We start from the raw sequence: 15,412 nt of genomic DNA, 5'->3' as shown, positions 1-15,412 counted from the left end.
CGGCGGACAAGAAAACTGTCACCCATGCTATCGGTCCATTCTGTTACCTATCTATCCGGTTCGGACACCGGCATCCTCTCCCCGTATAGTGACGGGGAGAGGGGCGCGGTCATCGCCGTTTCGCCAATCGCCAACGCCGCAGGATTGAGGCTGCCCTTCATTCCCTGCCCGGCACCACCAACACCTTGACCTCGCCGGGCGCTGCCGGATTGGCGATCACCGAGGCGGCTTCCTCCAGGCCGACCTGCCTTGAGATGAGCTTGTCGATCTCGATTGCGCCGGACGCGACAAGGTCCGCCGCCCGCCTGTGGGTGAAGGGATTGATGAACGAGCCGAGAACCTTCAGCTCGCGAAACAGGATGTCGAACGGTTCGAAGGGCACTTTCACGCCTTGCGGCATCACGCCGACGATCACCACCGTGCCGCCGGACTTCGCCAGCCGCATCGATTGTTCGACGGTATCGGGGACACCGGCGCATTCGAGCACCACGTCGGCCCCGCCGGGCACAAGGCCGGCTGGGCCGGCGATCGCCTCGATCGGGTCGACCGCGCTTGGGTCGACCGTCGCCGTTGCACCGAGCTCTTCGGCGAGCGCACGGCGGGAGGCCTGCCGCGTCGACAGGATGATGGTCGCCGCTCCTGCGAGCCTCGCCAATTGCACGGTAAGCAGGCCGATGACGCCGCCACCAAGCACCACCACGGCAGCGCCGGGTCTGATTCCGGCGAGGTCGACAGCGTGCAGGCAGCAGGCCAGCGGCTCGCAGAAGGCGCCATGCGTTGGCTCGAGGTTCGCAGGCAGAAGAAAGGCCTGGCTCTGCGGCATCACGACATAGTCGGCGAAGCCGCCGTCGCGATGGATGCCGATGGCCCTGAGATTGCTGCACAAATTGACCCGGCCAGCCCGACAATGACTGCAGCGTCCGCAGAAGATGTTGGGATCGCCGGTAACACGGTCACCGATGGCGATGCCGGAAACCGCATCACCGACAGCCTCCACGATGCCGCAGAATTCGTGACCAAGCGTCACCGGCGGGCTCGAAGGGAATTCGCCGTGGAGGAGGTGACGGTCGGTGCCGCAAACGCCGCAGGCTTCGACGCGCACCAGAACGTCCTGCGGTCCCGCAACAGGCTTGTCGACCTCCCGTACCGCAATGCTGCCCACGGCTTCCAGGCGCACGGCTCTCATAACATCCTCACTCAGGTTCTCAGTGTTCACACATCAGTTGAAGTTCGGCGGCTGCGACAGGTCGGTCGCCGGCGCCGCCGGCTTGGCGGGCGGCGTCTCGCCGAAATTCGGCGGCTGCGAGAGATCGTTCGACGGTGGCGCCGCGAGTGATGGGCCACCGTTGGCTGGTGGTGGTGTGCCGAGAGGCGCAAGGCCTGGCATATCAGGCAAGTTGATCTCGATCGTTCCCGGATCGACGGCCGCACCCTTGTAGCGCATGACCATTTGCGGGAAGGCGATGGTCAGCCCGATCATGATCACCTGGATGCAGACGAAGGGCACGGCGCCCCAATAGATCTGGCCGGTGGTCACCGGCGCGATCTGCTTGCCGGTGAGGCGATCGAGATAGGGCACGCGCGCGGCGACAGAGCGCAGGTAGAACAGCGCAAAGCCGAAAGGCGGGTGCATGAAGCTTGTCTGCATGTTGACGCCGAGCAGCACGCCGAACCAGATCAGGTCGATGCCGAGCTTATCGGCAGCCGGCGCCAAGAGCGGCACGATGATGAAAGCGAGCTCGAAGAAATCGAGGAAGAAGGCGAGCACGAAGACCAGGATGTTGACGCCGATCAGGAAGCCGACCTCGCCGCCCGGCAGCGACGTCAACAAATGCTCGACCCAGACATGGCCGTTGACGCCGTAGAAGGTCAGCGAGAACACCCGCGCGCCGATCAGGATGAACAGCACGAAGGAGGAAAGCCTGGTCGTCGACGCGAGCGCCTGCTTGATGACATCCAGCGACAACCGCCCCTTCATTGCCGCCATCGCCAGGGCGCCAACCGCGCCCATGGCGCCGCCCTCCGTCGGGGTGGCGATGCCGAGGAAGATGGTGCCCAGCACCAGGAAGATCAGTGCCAGAGGCGGGATCAAAACGATGATCACCTGCTGCGCCAGCCTGGACATCATGTTGATGTTGAGGCCCTTGTCGGCGATCGCCACGATGTAGATGAGGATCACGCCGATGCTGGCGCCAAGGATATCGGCATTGTCGCCATGCGCCGGCGCGAGATAGCGATAGGCCGCATAGGAAGCCGCGACTGCCACCAGCAGTGCCGCGAGCAGCGACAGCACGCCGTGGCCAAGCGTGCGGGCCGCCAGCGGCAACGCCGGCATCGAGTTCGGCCGGACGATCGACATGATCAGGATGTAGAGCGTGTAAAGGCCGGTCAGCACAAGGCCGGGGATCAGCGCGCCGGCATACATGTCGCCGACCGAGCGGCCGAGCTGGTCGGCCAGAACGATCAGCACCAGCGACGGCGGGATGATCTGCGCCAGCGTGCCGGATGCCGCGATGACGCCCGATGCCAGCCGGCGGTCATAGCCGTAGCGCAGCATGATCGGCAGCGAGATAAGTCCCATGGCGATGACCGACGCCGCCACGACGCCGGTGGTTGCTGCCAGCAACGCACCGACGAAGATCACCGCATAGGCAAGGCCGCCGCGAACCGGGCCGAACAGCTGGCCGATCGTGTCGAGCAGGTCCTCGGCCATGCCGGATCGTTCGAGCACGATGCCCATGAAGGTGAAGAACGGGATCGCTAAGAGCGTGTCGTTCGACATCACCCGGCTGCCGTAGAAATTGTCGGGCAGCGCATGCAGCAGCGGCCACGCCAGGTTGATCGAGCCGCCCGAATAGGGCGACAGCACAACGCCGATGAAGAAGAACATCAGGCCGTTTGCGGCGAGCGAGAAAGCGACGGGATAGCCGATCAGCAGGAAGATGATCAGAGAGGCGAACATGATCGGCGCCATGTTCTGGGCGATGAACTCGATCATAGGCGCGCCTCCTGGGCGAGCGCCTTGGCTTCTTCGGCAAGGGCTTTCGCCTCGAGCTCGGCCTGTTCGTGCACCGAGATGAACGGATTGGGATCGTCCATGTCGCCGCGCATGATGGCGATCTTCTTTATGATCTCGGAGATGCCCTGCAGCGCCAGCAGAAAGAAGCCGACGAGAAGGATCGCCTTGGCCGGCCAGATGATCAGGCCGCCGGAATTGTTCGACATTTCGCCGCTGCGGAACGACAGCGACACGTAGGGGACAAAATAGATCACCATCAGCGTTACGAACGGCATCAGGAAGAAGACATGACCGAGCAGGTCGATCCAGTGCTGCACGCGGCGCGACCACATGCCGTAGACGATGTCGATGCGGATATGGTCGTTCTGCTTCAGCGTATAGGCGGCGGCCAGCATGAAGGCGGCGCCGAACAGGTACCACTGCAGTTCCAGCCAGGCATTCGACGAGACGTCGAAGACCTTGCGGATGATGGCATTGGCGGCGCTGACCAGGATTGCCAGCAGGATCAGCCACGATATCCACCGGCCGATGAACTCGTTCATACGGTCAATCGTTCTGGATAGAGCGAGCAGCCCTGCCATGCATTTCCTCCCTGAGGTCGAAGGCGCGCCGGCTCCCCTATTTTCCATCGCGCCGCTGTGGCCCAACGGTATGCCGTGCGTGGTTCGGCGGGTCAACATGGCATGGGCGCGATCAACGCCGTCGTGACGGGAGGCAGGGGCTAAAGTGCCGACCGGCTGCTGCGTCATGCACCAAAGTCTGACAGCGGATGCGGCGATCAGGCGATCTTCTGCTGGTCGCGGCCAGGACCGATCAGCACAAGTGCCGCGACCAGGAACAGATACATCCAACCATCGCGCCATTCGATCGGGAAATAGCCCGCCCATAGCGATTCGGCCATGCCGAAGGCGGCCGCACCGAGCGCGGCCCGAGGCGGCGAGAGATAGCCGCCCACCGCCGTCACGAACAGGATTTTCAGCCCGTAGACGAGGCCGGAGCCGAAGCTGACATTGCCGTAGTAAAGGGCGGCCATGATTCCGGCCAGCGCGGCGCAGAAACCGCCGAACAGCACCGCATGCCGGAACACTGCGCGCACGTCCACGCCGCACATGGCAGCCGCTTTGGGATCGTCGGAGACGGCGCGCCAACGGCGACCGAAGCCCGAGCGGGCAAACGCCCATGCAGCGAGCATGATGGCCGCCAGAACCACCGCGCAATCGATGAGCTGGATCAGCGTCAGCGTCGCCTGGAAGCCGGCATCCTGAGCGAAGACAATGGGTTGCGCCAGCATCGGCGGCAGCCACCAATCATGCGTGTCGGCGGCGATACGGCTTGCTTCCGACAGCACCAGCAGGATGCCGAGCGTCGTCACCACAATGGCATTGGGCGTGCGGTCGGCCAGCGGTTCGAAGACGCTGCGCGACAGCACGTGGCCGATCAGCGCGGCATAAAGGAAAGCCGTGACGACGCCGAGCACCACTGCCGCTAGCAAGGTCAGCCACAATACCTGATAGCCGAAGGCCGCGGTCAGGATCATCGTCTGGCCGGAAAAGGCGAACAGCGCGCCATAGGCGAGATTGGTCCGGTGCAGGATGCCGTTAGTCAGCACGTAGCCGAAGGCAAGCAGCGCATAGAGCGCGCCGGAATGCAGCCCGTTCAGCACCTGCTGGAAGAAATAGAGCATAGACAGCTTTCCGGGCGCCGGAGCCCGCGCCAAGGTTTGCATCGTAAAATCTAACTTGTCAAACGCGATTTATCGGTTAGATTCCTGATATGACGGTATCCTGGACCCCGCATCGCTTCACCGGCGGCATTCTTGCGCTCGATACGGCCAACACCGTGGTGTTGCGCAACGATCCGGAAAAGACCTTCGACCGTTTTGCCGATCCGGCCGAGATCGCGCGCTTCGCCGATGCCGCAACCGGCTTTCGCGGTGCCGAGCTTGGCGGCAGACCGCTGGAGGCGACCTCGCCGGACAGCATCGCGCCGGTGGTGCTGGCGATCCGCGAGACGACCGACCGCCTGTTTCGCGGCGCGGTGTCGAAAGGTGCGCTTGCCGCCGGCGACCTCTCCGCTTTTCTCAAGGCCTGCGCCAACGGCCTCGATCGGAGCCCTGCCGAAATCGGCGCACCGGGTAGACCGTTCGGCGATCCGGCGACGCCGATCGCGTTCGAGGCGGCGCTGGCTGTTTCGGCCTTGTCGCTGCTGCGCGACGACACGGTCGCCAGGCTCAGGATCTGTCCCAATTGCAGCTGGCTGTTTCTCGACAGGAGCCGCAATTCCAGCCGCCTTTGGTGCGATATGGCTGTGTGCGGCAACCGCCAGAAAGCAAGCCGTCACTATCGCCGCCGCCGCACGGTGGCCCATGGGGTCAACAATGCCTAGCGGTGTTTTTCGTTCGATCCTTGTCGGTGCGGCGCTCATTGCAGCCGTAGCGCTTGGCGCCTGCCGCGACACCGGCGGCGACGGCAAGCTGTTCGAGGTTTCCGGCAAGGTCGTCGTCTTCAACTACCGTCTCGCCCGGGCGACCTATGTCGTGACGCTGCGGCCCCTGCAGCCGATGGGCGAAGGCCAGGTGGCGGTCGCCAGCTTCCAGAATCCTGCCGGCGGCCCTCCCCTGGTAGTCGAGCAGAAGGTCTGGCCGAAGCTCGACAAGGTCAGCCTGGAAAGCCCGGCGCTGACCTGTATCGTCAAGGACAAGCCCTATGCGATTTCGATCAGCATCAGGGGTCCTGACGGCACGTTCCTGCAGAAGATCGACACGACGCTGATGTCGAGCGAGGACCAGTCGATCCTTCCCGACCGGCCGCTGGTGGTCGACCAGCTCTATACGGCCAATCCCGATCTTGCCGGCCATCCCGACGGCAAGCTGCCGGGTGAGCCGAAGCCGGATTGCTCGAAAGGCTGACGCGTCTTTGCCCGGCGCGACTGCGTGGAAATTTCTGGTCGCCGGACAACCGCCGCGGGCCGATTTCGTGCCGGATACGCGACGGCAGCGGATCGTTCGTTGCGCTTTGCCTGGCACTTTCGATTTCGTTTGACCTGCCTTGCAAGCGGAGAAAGACTGCGCCATCTCACTCCTACGTTGGCCGCGCGCCCCCGGTGCTGCCTCCGCCGAGGAAATGCCTGATGACGCTGCACGACGTCGCGCTCGACGACAAGTTCGATCTCGGTAAGGAGCGCATCTTCCTGTCCGGCGCACAGGCGGTCATCCGCATGCTTTTGATGCAGCGCGAGCGCGACCGCCGGGCCGGCCTCAACACGGCCGGCTTCGTGTCCGGTTATCGCGGCTCGCCGCTCGGCGGCCTCGACATGCAGCTGTGGCGGGCGAAAAAGCAGCTGGCGCAGGCCGACATCGTCTTCCAGCCCGGCCTCAACGAGGAGCTTGCCGCCACCGCCTGCTGGGGCTCTCAGCAGACGGAATTGCTGGGCGAAGGCAAGCATGACGGGGTATTTTCGGTCTGGTACGGCAAGGGTCCGGGCGTCGACCGCTCCGGCGACGTTTTCCGCCACGCCAACCTCGCGGGATCGTCGAAGTATGGCGGCGTGCTTGCGCTGATGGGTGACGACCATATGGCCGAATCATCGACCAATGCGCACGCCACCGAATTCCTGTTCGTCGACACCATGGTGCCGATCCTCAACCCGGCCGGCGTCCAGGAGATCATCGACTACGGCCTCTACGGCTTTGCCATGTCGCGCTTGGCCGGCACCTGGGCGGCGATAAAATGCGTCAAGGACAACATCGAATCGACGGCCTCGGTCGATGCCGCGCTCGAGCGCCTGAACATCGTCGTGCCGGAATTCGATATGCCGCCCGGCGGCCTCAACATCCGCGATGAGATCAACATGCTCGGCCAGGAGGAGCGCCTGCATGAATACAAGCGCGCCGCTGCGTCCGCCTTCATCCATGCCAACGGCCTGAACCGTATCGTCTATTCGGGCGGCCGCGCGCCGAAGCTCGGTATCATCACGCTGGGCAAGAGCTATCTCGATGTCCGCCAGGCGCTGGAAGACATCGGCATCGACGAGGCCGCCGCCAATCGCATCGGCATCCGCCTGTTCAAGGTCGGCTGCCCCTGGCCGCTCGACCTGCAGCATATCGCCGAATTCGCCCGCGGCCTCGACACCATCGTCGTCGTCGAGGAGAAGCGCTCGCTGATCGAGGTGCAGCTGCGCGAAAACCTCTACGGCACCGCCACCCAGCCGATGATCGTCGGCAAGAAGGACGAGCGCGGCGACTGGCTGTTTCCGGCCAAGGGGGCGCTCGACCCCAACGAGATCGCCATTGCGCTGGGCGAGCGCATCCTGCGCACAATCGGCCCTTCGGAAGAGATCACTGCCAAGGTGGCAAAGCTGCGCCAGTTCCAGGCGATGCTTGCCGACACCAGCGATATCGGTTCGCGCACGCCGTTCTTCTGCTCCGGCTGCCCGCACAATTCCTCGACCAAGGTGCCGGACGGCTCGATCGCCGCCGCCGGTATCGGCTGCCATTTCATGGCGCTGTGGATGGACCGCAACACGGTCGGCTTCACCGCCATGGGCGGCGAGGGCGCACAATGGGTCGGGCAGGCGCCATTCTCCAAGCGCGGCCACATTTTCCAGAATCTCGGCGACGGGACCTACAATCACTCCGGCACGCTGGCGATCCGCTTCGCGCTGTCGACCGATGCCAACATCACCTACAAAATCCTCTACAACGACGCCGTCGCCATGACCGGCGGCCAGCCGCATGAAGGCGGCCTGACTGTCGACATGATCGCCAGGCAGGTGCGCGCCGAAGGCGTCGAGCGCATCGCCATCGTCACCGACGAGCCGGAGAAATATGCGGGGAAGGCCGAATTCCCCTCCGGCGCCACCATCCACCACCGCGACGACCTTGACCTCGTCCAGCGCGAGCTGCGCGACGTCAAGGGCGTCTCGGTGCTGCTCTACGACCAGACCTGCGCCGCCGAAAAGCGCCGCCGCCGCAAGCGTGGCACCTTCCCGGATCCCGACAAGCGGGTCTTCATCAACGAACTGGTCTGCGAGGGCTGCGGCGATTGCGGCGTGCAATCGAACTGCGTCTCGATCCAGCCGGTCGAAACCGAGTTCGGCCGCAAGCGCAGAATAGACCAGTCGAGCTGCAACAAGGATTTCTCCTGCGTCAACGGCTTCTGCCCGTCCTTCGTCACCGTGCACGGCGCCAAAATCCGGAAGGCCGAAGGCATTGCCGGCCGCTCCGACCCGCTTGACGGCGTGCCGGTCCCGGCCGAATTCCCGCTCGGTAGCGAGGGTTGGGCGGCGATCATCGACGGCGTCGGCGGCACCGGCGTCGTCACCATAGGTGCTGTGCTCGGTATGGCCGCCCATCTCGAGGACAAGGGCTGCGGCATGATCGACATGGCCGGCCTCGCCCAGAAGGGCGGTTCGGTGTTCACCCATGTCCGTATCGCCCGCACGCCGGACGACATCCACGCGATCCGCGTTTCGGCCGGCAAGGCCGACCTGGTACTCGGCTGCGACCTCGTCGTCTCGGGCGCCAAGAAGGTGCTTGGCGCGGTACGCGAAGGCCATACCATCTTCCTCGCCAACACCGCCGAGATCATGCCCGGCGAGTTCGCCCGTTCGGCCGATTTCTCGCTGCCGATCGAGCGGCTGAAGAAGGCGATCCGCGCTGCCGCCGGCGACCACAAGACGCATTTCTTCGACGCCACGCGCACCGCCACCCAATTGTTCGGCAATTCGCTCGGCGCCAACATGTTCATGCTCGGCTTCGCCTTCCAGCATGGCGGCCTGCCGCTGTCGGCGCAAGCTCTTGAAAAGGCGATCGAATTGAACGGCGAGGCGGTGGCGATGAACATCGCGGCGTTCCGCTGGGGCCGGCGCGCCGCGCATCAGCCGGAGTTTGTGCGCGGCCTGGTCGCCCAGCCGGGCAAGGCCACTGAGATCGCCAAGACGCTGGACGATATCATCGCCCGCCGCGTCGCTTTCCTCTCTGCCTATCAGAATGCCGCCTATGGCAGGCGCTATGCCGAGAAGCTGGCGGTTTTGCGTGCTGCCGAGGCCAAGGCCGTGCCTGGCTCGACCGCGGTGACCGAGGCCGCCGCCAGAAACCTGTTCAAGCTGATGGCGATCAAGGACGAATATGAGGTGGCGCGGCTATACACCGACGGCTCCTTCGCTATGGAGCTCTCAAAACAGTTCCAGAGCTACGACAAACTCGAATTTCATCTGGCGCCACCGATCATGGGCAGGCGCGGCAATGACGGCAAGCCGAGGAAATCGAGCTTCGGCCCGTGGATGATGAAGGGATTTCGCCTGCTGGCGGCGCTGAAAGGCCTGCGCGGCACGGCCTTCGACGTGTTCGGCTACAGCACTGAGCGGCGCATCGAGCGGCAGCTTCTGGCCCGCTATGAGGCCGATCTGGAGCTTGTCGCCAAGGCACTTGCGCCAGGCAGGATCGAGGCCGCCATGGCCCTTGCCTCGGTGCCGGCGCTCATTCGCGGCTACGGCCATGTGAGGCAGGCCAGCGCCGAAAAGGCGGCGGATGAACGAAATCGCCTTCTTGAACGATTCAAGTTGCCGGTGCAGCCAAGCGCATTACAAGCCGCTGAGTAGCCAAAAGGGCCGGAAAAACAGGCCCTTCAGCGCGAGCTAAAGGTTTTTTAATGGGACTATGCCAAGGCTGTGGTTCAGTTGGGCGCCAGTAATGGGCAGAACAAAGACCGATAACATCCCTGTGGATGTTTATATCCAGTTTGTGCGCTCGTTGTTCGACAACGCGCATATGCTGGTCATTGGCGCGCTTTGCCACGCAACCGCCAGCCTTATGGTCTATTGGCGCAACGGCCAGCCTGTCTTCCTGGTTCTTGCCGGAGCACTGCTTGGCATCGGCGTTTGGCGGTATTTCAGCTTGCGGCGGTTCCATCGCCTGGGTGGTTCCATCCACGATGCCTTGGATGCGACACGATGGGAGCGCGAATATCTCCTGAACGGCAGCATCCAGGGGCTGATGCTGGGCCTGTTCTGCTTCATTTCGATCTATGTCTACTCGGATGCGTATGCCGAGATCGCAGCGCTCGCCATAACGCTTGGCTCTCTGGTCACGGTCGTAGGCCGAAACTACGGCTCGCCCCGCATGGTCACGATCTTCGCGGTAACCTTCGTCGGGCCGATCGCAGCAGCCCTTATCCTCAGGTTTGACATCCCCAGTGTCGTGCTTGGGCTGCTCATCATCCCGTTCATGTTCATCATCAAGGGCAGTGCCGACCATGTGCGCAACGTGCTGTTCTCGGCCGTGGTCGGGCATAAGCAGGCGAGGCAAATCGCGCAGCGCTTCAACCGCGCACTCAACACCATGTCGCATGGCCTGGTCATGCTCGGACCCGACGGCAAGGTCGTGGTCGGCAATGCCGAAGCAGCGCATCTGATGTCGCTGCGCTCGCCCGACCAGCTGCTCGGGCGGTCGATCCATTCGCTGCTCCTGCGCGGCGTTGCGGGCGGCATGCTGGCGCCGAAAGACTGCCGCTATGTCGAAGCGCAGCTGACGCGCGCGTTGCGCGAAGGCCGTGACCGCAAGGTGCTGGTCTCCTTCTCCAATGGCCAGCACTACGAGTTCTCGGCCCGCGAGGGCAATCAGGACCTCGGCGTCATCACGTTCGAGGACGTCACCGCCCGCGTCGAGTCCGAAGAAAAGATCCGCTTCATGGCGCGCTATGACAGCCTCACCGGCCTGCCGAACCGCGCCTATTTCCATGAGCTCGTCGGCGAGGCCATGGCGTCGGGCAGCCGCGACCGGCTGTGCGCCCTGGCGGTGCTCGATCTCGACGATTTCAAGAGCGTCAACGACACACTTGGCCATCCAGTCGGCGATGGGCTGATCTATGCCGTTGCCGAGCGACTGGCGGCCGTCGCCGGGCAAGGCGTCAATGTCAGCCGCTTCGGCGGCGACGAGTTCATGATCTTCTTCGACCGCGTCGAGGATGAAAGCCATCTGACCGGCCTGCTCGACCAGATCTTTGCCGATCTGCAGGGCGAAGTCGATGTCGCTGGTCACAGCCTGCGCATCCAGGCAAGCGCGGGCGCCGTGCTGTCCAGGGTCGAGGACACCGATGTCGACGCCATGATCGTCAAGGCCGATCTGGCGCTCTACAAGGCCAAGGAACTCGGCAAGAACAACTGGCGACTCTTCGAGGCGGCGATGGATGCGGCGTTCCGCAACCGCCAGATGATGAAGGCCGACCTGCGCACGGCTGTGGAGGGCAAGGCCTTGCGGGTGGTCTATCAGCCCATCGTGGCGATGAACACCATGCGCATCGCCAGCTGCGAGGCGCTGTGCCGCTGGGATCATCCCGACCTCGGGCCGGTTTCGCCCAGCGTCTTCATTCCGCTGGCCGAAGAAATGGGCATCATTTCCGAGATCAGCACCTTCGTGCTCGCGGCGGCCTGCGCTGAATGCGCCAAATGGCCCGCACAGACCAGCGTGTCGGTCAACCTTTCGGCCAAGGATTTCCGCAGCCGCGACGTCGTCCAGAAGGTTCGCGACGCGCTTGCCACTTCGGGGCTCGCCGCTGGCCGCCTCGAGATCGAAGTCACCGAAACCGCGCTGCTCGACGACAAATCGCTGACGCGCCAGTATATCGAGGAACTGAAGCAGCTTGGCGTGCGCATCGCGCTCGACGATTTCGGCACCGGCTATTCAAGCCTGAGCTACCTCCACAAGCTGCCGCTAGACAAGATCAAGATCGACCGTTCGTTCCTGATGGACGTGACCCAGAACAAGCGTTCGCTCGATTTGTTGAAGGGCATCGTCGACCTGACCCGCGTGCTCGGGCTGACCGTCACCATCGAAGGTGTGGAAACGTTCGAACAGCTGAAGATCCTGGTGCATTCGGTGAAACCCGACCTCGTCCAGGGCTTCCTCTTCGGCGCAGCTCTCAGCGCGTCCGGCATCGAAACGATGTCCAATGTGACCTGGCCCTTCGCCGCGGAATTGCGGCCCGTCGCCAAACTCGCGACCACATGAAGCCCAACCTTTAAATCGCGCTTGAAAGCCGTCAAAAAAGCTGTGTATTGCCAAAACGTTAACCTATTGTTAACGTTAATATTCGGTAAACACAGACGATTAGAGTTTCATCTTCTTGTTCATTCGGTCGTCCGGTATGGTTTAGTTGCGACGGCACGAGGGTAACAATGGAAACTCAGCTAGCAGGTATGCCTCTGGTGGCTTCTAGGGCCACCGCTCAGTCTCCTTCGGTGTTTTCTCGTCATATCATGGACGTCCTGGAGCACGTCGAGTATCGCCTTTGCGACGGTGCCGAGGATTTGGAAGCCATCTATCGACTTCGCTACAAATCCTACCTTCATGCTGGCATGGTGAAGCCCGATGCCTCGCGTATGGTAAAGGACGACTTCGACGATCTGCGCAATTCCTACCGATTTGGCGTGTTCTTCGATGGTGTTCTGGTCAGCACCATCAGAATCCACTACGCCTGCGCGAAATACCCTGTTTCCCCCAGCACCGCCGTGTTCGGCGACACGCTTGCGCGGCGGCTGGCAGTTGGCGAGACGTTCGTCGATCCAAGCCGTTTCGCTGCCGATATCGAGTGGTCGACCAGCCTGCGCGTGCTGCCCTACGTGACGCTCAGGCTTGCGGTCGTAGCTTGCAGCCACTTCAAACCGACATATTGCCTGACGGCGGTCAAGGAAGAGCATGCCGGCTTCTATCATCGCATCTTCCGTTCCGAGCAGGCGGTGCCCCCGCGCATCTATCCCGGTCTCACCGTTCCCGTGCATCTGTTCCAGTCGAAGTGCTCCGAAAACATGCAGGCGACGCTGGATCGCTTCCCGTTCTTCAACTCCACGCCGTTCGAGCAGCGCATGCTCTTCCAACGCCCCAAGAGCGGCGAACTCGCACCGCTAACCATCCTGCCCACCGCCAAGTTTTTCCGCGAAGCCGCCTGACACCACTGAAGCCTGCGTAATTCGGCACGCGAGCTCTGGAGCTTTCCCGCCGCTTCCGCGTTCTGGACGACGCCGACGCGGCCATAGAAAGGAACCGACATGCATATTCCCGAGCTAGCACTGACCCCGCTGATCTCGCTGATTGCCGGCGTGCTGATCCTGGTGATGCCGCGGCTGCTCAACTACATCGTCGCGCTCTATCTGATCGTCATTGGGCTGCTCGGGCTGTTTCCGCATCTAGCCGGTTGAAACGCAAAACCCTCAACGTTCGACGTTAGGCCGCCGACAAGCCCTACCGCCGGCTTTCAACATTCCTTTGAGGCTGTTGTCACTGGTCGTGCGGCAATAGCGCCATTGCTCTTGGCCCGGCTTTTCGCTATGTGCCTCAAAGATGTCTTCGAAGGGGTATTCCTATGGCTGATCACACGCCGACCGGTCCTGTCGAACTGGGCGCGAAGATGGACTATGCCGAACATGACCGCACCTATCATGGCTTTCTGGCGCTGGCCAAATACGGCTCGCTGTTCTGCGGCGCCCTGCTCCTGGCCATGGCTTTCGGCTTCTTCGCAGGCGGCTTCTTCTCCGCGACCATCCTGTTCGTGCTGATCCTCGCCCTCGGCGCCTTCATTCTCCGATAGTCTCTTCAGACCCTTGCCAAGGGCGTAGCCGGACATCCGGCCGCACTCTTTCGCAAAGCCGCACTCTTGCGCAAACAGGTTCCAGCCGAAAGGATCATGCGGTGGGACAGACGGTTTTCATCCCTCGCGAGCTCGATGCCAGCGAGCCTCGTGTCGCGGCCTCGCCCGATACCGTGAAGCGGCTGGCGGCGCTGGGCTTCGACGTCACCGTCGAGACAGGCGCCGGCACCAGGTCGCGCATTCCCGATGAGGAGTTCGCCAAGGCGGGCGCCGCGATCGGCAAGGCTTCGGATGCGAGCCGGGCGGATGTGGTGCTGAAGGTGCGCCGGCCGACCGACGCCGAGCTGAAGGGCTACAAATCGGGTGCGGCGGTCATCGCCATCATGGATCCCTACGGCAATGATGCCGCGGTCGCGGCGCTTGCCGAGGCTGGGGTCACCGCCTTCTCGATGGAGTTCATGCCGCGCATCACCCGGGCGCAGTCGATGGATGTGCTGTCGTCGCAGGCCAATCTCGCCGGCTACCAGGCCGTGATTGACGGCGCATCGGAGTATGACCGCGCGCTGCCGATGATGATGACTGCGGCCGGCACCGTGCCGGCGGCGAAGATCTTCATCATGGGCGTCGGCGTTGCCGGCCTGCAGGCGATCGCCACGGCGCGCCGTCTCGGCGCTGTCGTCACCGCCACCGACGTTCGTCCCGCCGCCAAGGAACAGGTGGCGTCGCTTGGCGCAAAGTTCCTCGCCGTCGAGGACGAGGAGTTCAAGGCGGCCGAGACCGCCGGCGGCTACGCCAAGGAAATGTCGAAAGAGTACCAGGCCAAGCAGGCAGCGCTCACCGCTGAGCACATCGCCAAGCAGGACATCGTCATCACCACGGCGCTGATCCCCGGCCGGCCGGCGCCGAAGCTGGTGTCGGCGGCGATGGTCGCCTCGATGAAGCCGGGTTCGGTGATCGTCGACCTCGCCGTCGAGCGCGGCGGCAATGTCGAAGGCGCGGTTGCGGGTCAGGTGGTGACGACGGCCACCAACGTTAAGATCGTCGGCCACCTCAACGTGCCCGGCCGCGTCGCCGCATCGGCCTCGCTGCTCTACGCCAGGAACCTGTTCGCCTTCCTCGAGACGCTGGTCGACAAGACCAGCAAGACGCTCGCCATCAACCCCGAAGACGATCTTGTCAAGGCGACGATGCTGACCGACGCTGGCCGCGTGGTGCATCCAGCCTTCGCCAAGGCGGCGGAACAGCCCCATGTCGAACCGGCGGCCATTCCGGCCGAGACCATGGTGGCTGATGCCACGCCGAAGAAGGCTGCACCGAAAAAGGCGTCCGACAAAGCCACTGCCGGCAAGTCCGCCGCCAAGCCGAAGGGGATCGCGTGATGGATCAGACCTTGCAGAAAGCCCTCGATCAGCTCGACCAGGCAAGTGCCGCCGTCCGGCTGGCTGTGCAGAACCTGGCCAACGCGCCTGGTGGCGCCGATGCGGCGGGCGATGCCGCGCACGCACTGTCCGGCGGCGCCATCGATCCCTTCGTCTTCCGCTTCGCCATCTTCGTACTTGCGATATTCGTCGGATACTACGTCGTCTGGTCGGTGACGCCGGCGCTGCACACGCCGCTGATGGCGGTCACCAACGCCATATCCTCGGTCATCGTCGTCGGCGCGCTGCTGGCCGTCGGCATCTCGGCCTCCGGCATTGCCACCGGCTTCGGCTTCGTCGCGCTGATGCTGGTCTCGGTCAACATCTTTGGCGGCTTCCTGGTCACCCAGCGCATGCTGGCCATGTACAAGAAGAAGGACCGGTAGAGAGCC

At 63.4% G+C, this 15,412-nt stretch carries 13 protein-coding genes; 9 read left to right on the top strand and 4 right to left on the bottom strand.

Features of this window, described 5'->3' with window-relative positions:
* Nucleotides 1–157 precede the first annotated feature (157 nt).
* The 4 genes from NKI61_RS25695 to NKI61_RS25680 all read right to left on the bottom strand — a co-directional run bounded on the left by NKI61_RS25695 (nt 158) and on the right by NKI61_RS25680 (nt 4,703).
* Nucleotides 158–1,186: a zinc-dependent alcohol dehydrogenase family protein gene (locus tag NKI61_RS25695; RefSeq protein WP_023742596.1), complete on the bottom strand. Its 1,029-nt coding sequence runs from the start codon at nt 1,184–1,186 to the stop codon at nt 158–160.
* A gap of 33 nt (nt 1,187–1,219) precedes the next feature.
* Nucleotides 1,220–2,998, bottom strand: coding sequence for a TRAP transporter large permease (locus NKI61_RS25690; protein WP_352673569.1), 1,779 nt, complete (start codon nt 2,996–2,998; stop codon nt 1,220–1,222).
* Nucleotides 2,995–3,600: a TRAP transporter small permease subunit gene (locus NKI61_RS25685; protein WP_352673567.1), complete on the bottom strand. Its 606-nt coding sequence runs from the start codon at nt 3,598–3,600 to the stop codon at nt 2,995–2,997. The genes NKI61_RS25690 and NKI61_RS25685 overlap by 4 nt, the downstream gene beginning before the upstream one ends.
* Nucleotides 3,601–3,797: 197 nt before the next feature.
* A complete protein-coding gene (locus NKI61_RS25680) occupies nt 3,798–4,703 on the bottom strand; it encodes a branched-chain amino acid ABC transporter permease (protein ID WP_352841483.1) in 906 nt (301 codons plus the stop codon).
* An 89-nt stretch (nt 4,704–4,792) separates the two neighbouring features.
* Between NKI61_RS25680 and NKI61_RS25675 the strand changes: the two genes are divergently transcribed.
* The 9 genes from NKI61_RS25675 (at nt 4,793) to NKI61_RS25635 (ending at nt 15,406) form a co-directional block, all read left to right on the top strand.
* Nucleotides 4,793–5,404 carry a CGNR zinc finger domain-containing protein gene (locus tag NKI61_RS25675; protein ID WP_352841482.1) on the top strand — a complete coding sequence of 204 codons (612 nt, stop codon included), beginning with the start codon at nt 4,793–4,795 and terminating at the stop codon, nt 5,402–5,404.
* On the top strand, nt 5,397–5,927 hold the full coding sequence (locus NKI61_RS25670; RefSeq protein WP_352841480.1) for a hypothetical protein: 531 nt from the start codon (nt 5,397–5,399) through the stop codon (nt 5,925–5,927). The genes NKI61_RS25675 and NKI61_RS25670 overlap by 8 nt, the downstream gene beginning before the upstream one ends.
* Nucleotides 5,928–6,148: 221 nt before the next feature.
* A complete protein-coding gene (locus NKI61_RS25665) occupies nt 6,149–9,619 on the top strand; it encodes an indolepyruvate ferredoxin oxidoreductase family protein (RefSeq protein ID WP_352841478.1) in 3,471 nt (1,156 codons plus the stop codon).
* Nucleotides 9,620–9,710: 91 nt separating this feature from the next.
* A complete protein-coding gene (locus tag NKI61_RS25660) occupies nt 9,711–12,026 on the top strand; it encodes a putative bifunctional diguanylate cyclase/phosphodiesterase (RefSeq protein WP_352841476.1) in 2,316 nt (771 codons plus the stop codon).
* Between the two features lie 167 nt (nt 12,027–12,193).
* The gene (locus NKI61_RS25655) at nt 12,194–12,964 is read left to right on the top strand and encodes an N-acyl amino acid synthase FeeM domain-containing protein (protein WP_023742599.1); all 771 of its coding nucleotides are present in this window, start codon (nt 12,194–12,196) and stop codon (nt 12,962–12,964) included.
* Between the two features lie 99 nt (nt 12,965–13,063).
* Nucleotides 13,064–13,213, top strand: coding sequence for a DUF3096 domain-containing protein (locus NKI61_RS25650; RefSeq protein WP_023671341.1), 150 nt, complete (start codon nt 13,064–13,066; stop codon nt 13,211–13,213).
* Between the two features lie 164 nt (nt 13,214–13,377).
* Nucleotides 13,378–13,602: an aa3-type cytochrome c oxidase subunit IV gene (locus NKI61_RS25645; protein WP_023671340.1), complete on the top strand. Its 225-nt coding sequence runs from the start codon at nt 13,378–13,380 to the stop codon at nt 13,600–13,602.
* 101 nt (nt 13,603–13,703) lie between these two features.
* Entirely contained in the window at nt 13,704–14,981 is a 1,278-nt protein-coding gene (locus NKI61_RS25640) for a Re/Si-specific NAD(P)(+) transhydrogenase subunit alpha (RefSeq protein WP_352841474.1), read from the top strand.
* Nucleotides 14,981–15,406, top strand: a complete 426-nt coding sequence (locus tag NKI61_RS25635; RefSeq protein WP_032885960.1) for a proton-translocating transhydrogenase family protein — start codon at nt 14,981–14,983, stop codon at nt 15,404–15,406. The genes NKI61_RS25640 and NKI61_RS25635 overlap by 1 nt, the downstream gene beginning before the upstream one ends.
* Nucleotides 15,407–15,412 lie beyond the last annotated feature (6 nt).

It is taken from the genome of Mesorhizobium sp. M0514 (assembly GCF_040321145.1).
GTDB lineage: Bacteria > Pseudomonadota > Alphaproteobacteria > Rhizobiales > Rhizobiaceae > Mesorhizobium.
The sequence above is the reverse complement of the archived record's forward strand: the minus strand, read 5'-3'. Positions and strand labels throughout refer to the sequence as shown.

Excerpts from the sequence above, each read along its gene's own strand:
- NKI61_RS25650 (WP_023671341.1), top strand. The coding sequence starts at position 13,064 with ATGCATATTCCCGAGCTAGCACTGACCCCGCTGATCTCGCTGATTGCC.
- NKI61_RS25670 (WP_352841480.1), top strand. The coding sequence starts at position 5,397 with ATGCCTAGCGGTGTTTTTCGTTCGATCCTTGTCGGTGCGGCGCTCATT.
- NKI61_RS25655 (WP_023742599.1), top strand. The coding sequence starts at position 12,194 with ATGGAAACTCAGCTAGCAGGTATGCCTCTGGTGGCTTCTAGGGCCACC.
- NKI61_RS25695 (WP_023742596.1), bottom strand. The coding sequence starts at position 1,186 with ATGAGAGCCGTGCGCCTGGAAGCCGTGGGCAGCATTGCGGTACGGGAG.
- NKI61_RS25680 (WP_352841483.1), bottom strand. The coding sequence starts at position 4,703 with ATGCTCTATTTCTTCCAGCAGGTGCTGAACGGGCTGCATTCCGGCGCG.
- NKI61_RS25645 (WP_023671340.1), top strand. The coding sequence starts at position 13,378 with ATGGCTGATCACACGCCGACCGGTCCTGTCGAACTGGGCGCGAAGATG.
- NKI61_RS25675 (WP_352841482.1), top strand. The coding sequence starts at position 4,793 with ATGACGGTATCCTGGACCCCGCATCGCTTCACCGGCGGCATTCTTGCG.
- NKI61_RS25635 (WP_032885960.1), top strand. The coding sequence starts at position 14,981 with ATGGATCAGACCTTGCAGAAAGCCCTCGATCAGCTCGACCAGGCAAGT.
- NKI61_RS25685 (WP_352673567.1), bottom strand. The coding sequence starts at position 3,600 with ATGGCAGGGCTGCTCGCTCTATCCAGAACGATTGACCGTATGAACGAG.
- NKI61_RS25665 (WP_352841478.1), top strand. The coding sequence starts at position 6,149 with ATGACGCTGCACGACGTCGCGCTCGACGACAAGTTCGATCTCGGTAAG.
- NKI61_RS25690 (WP_352673569.1), bottom strand. The coding sequence starts at position 2,998 with ATGATCGAGTTCATCGCCCAGAACATGGCGCCGATCATGTTCGCCTCT.
- NKI61_RS25660 (WP_352841476.1), top strand. The coding sequence starts at position 9,711 with ATGGGCAGAACAAAGACCGATAACATCCCTGTGGATGTTTATATCCAG.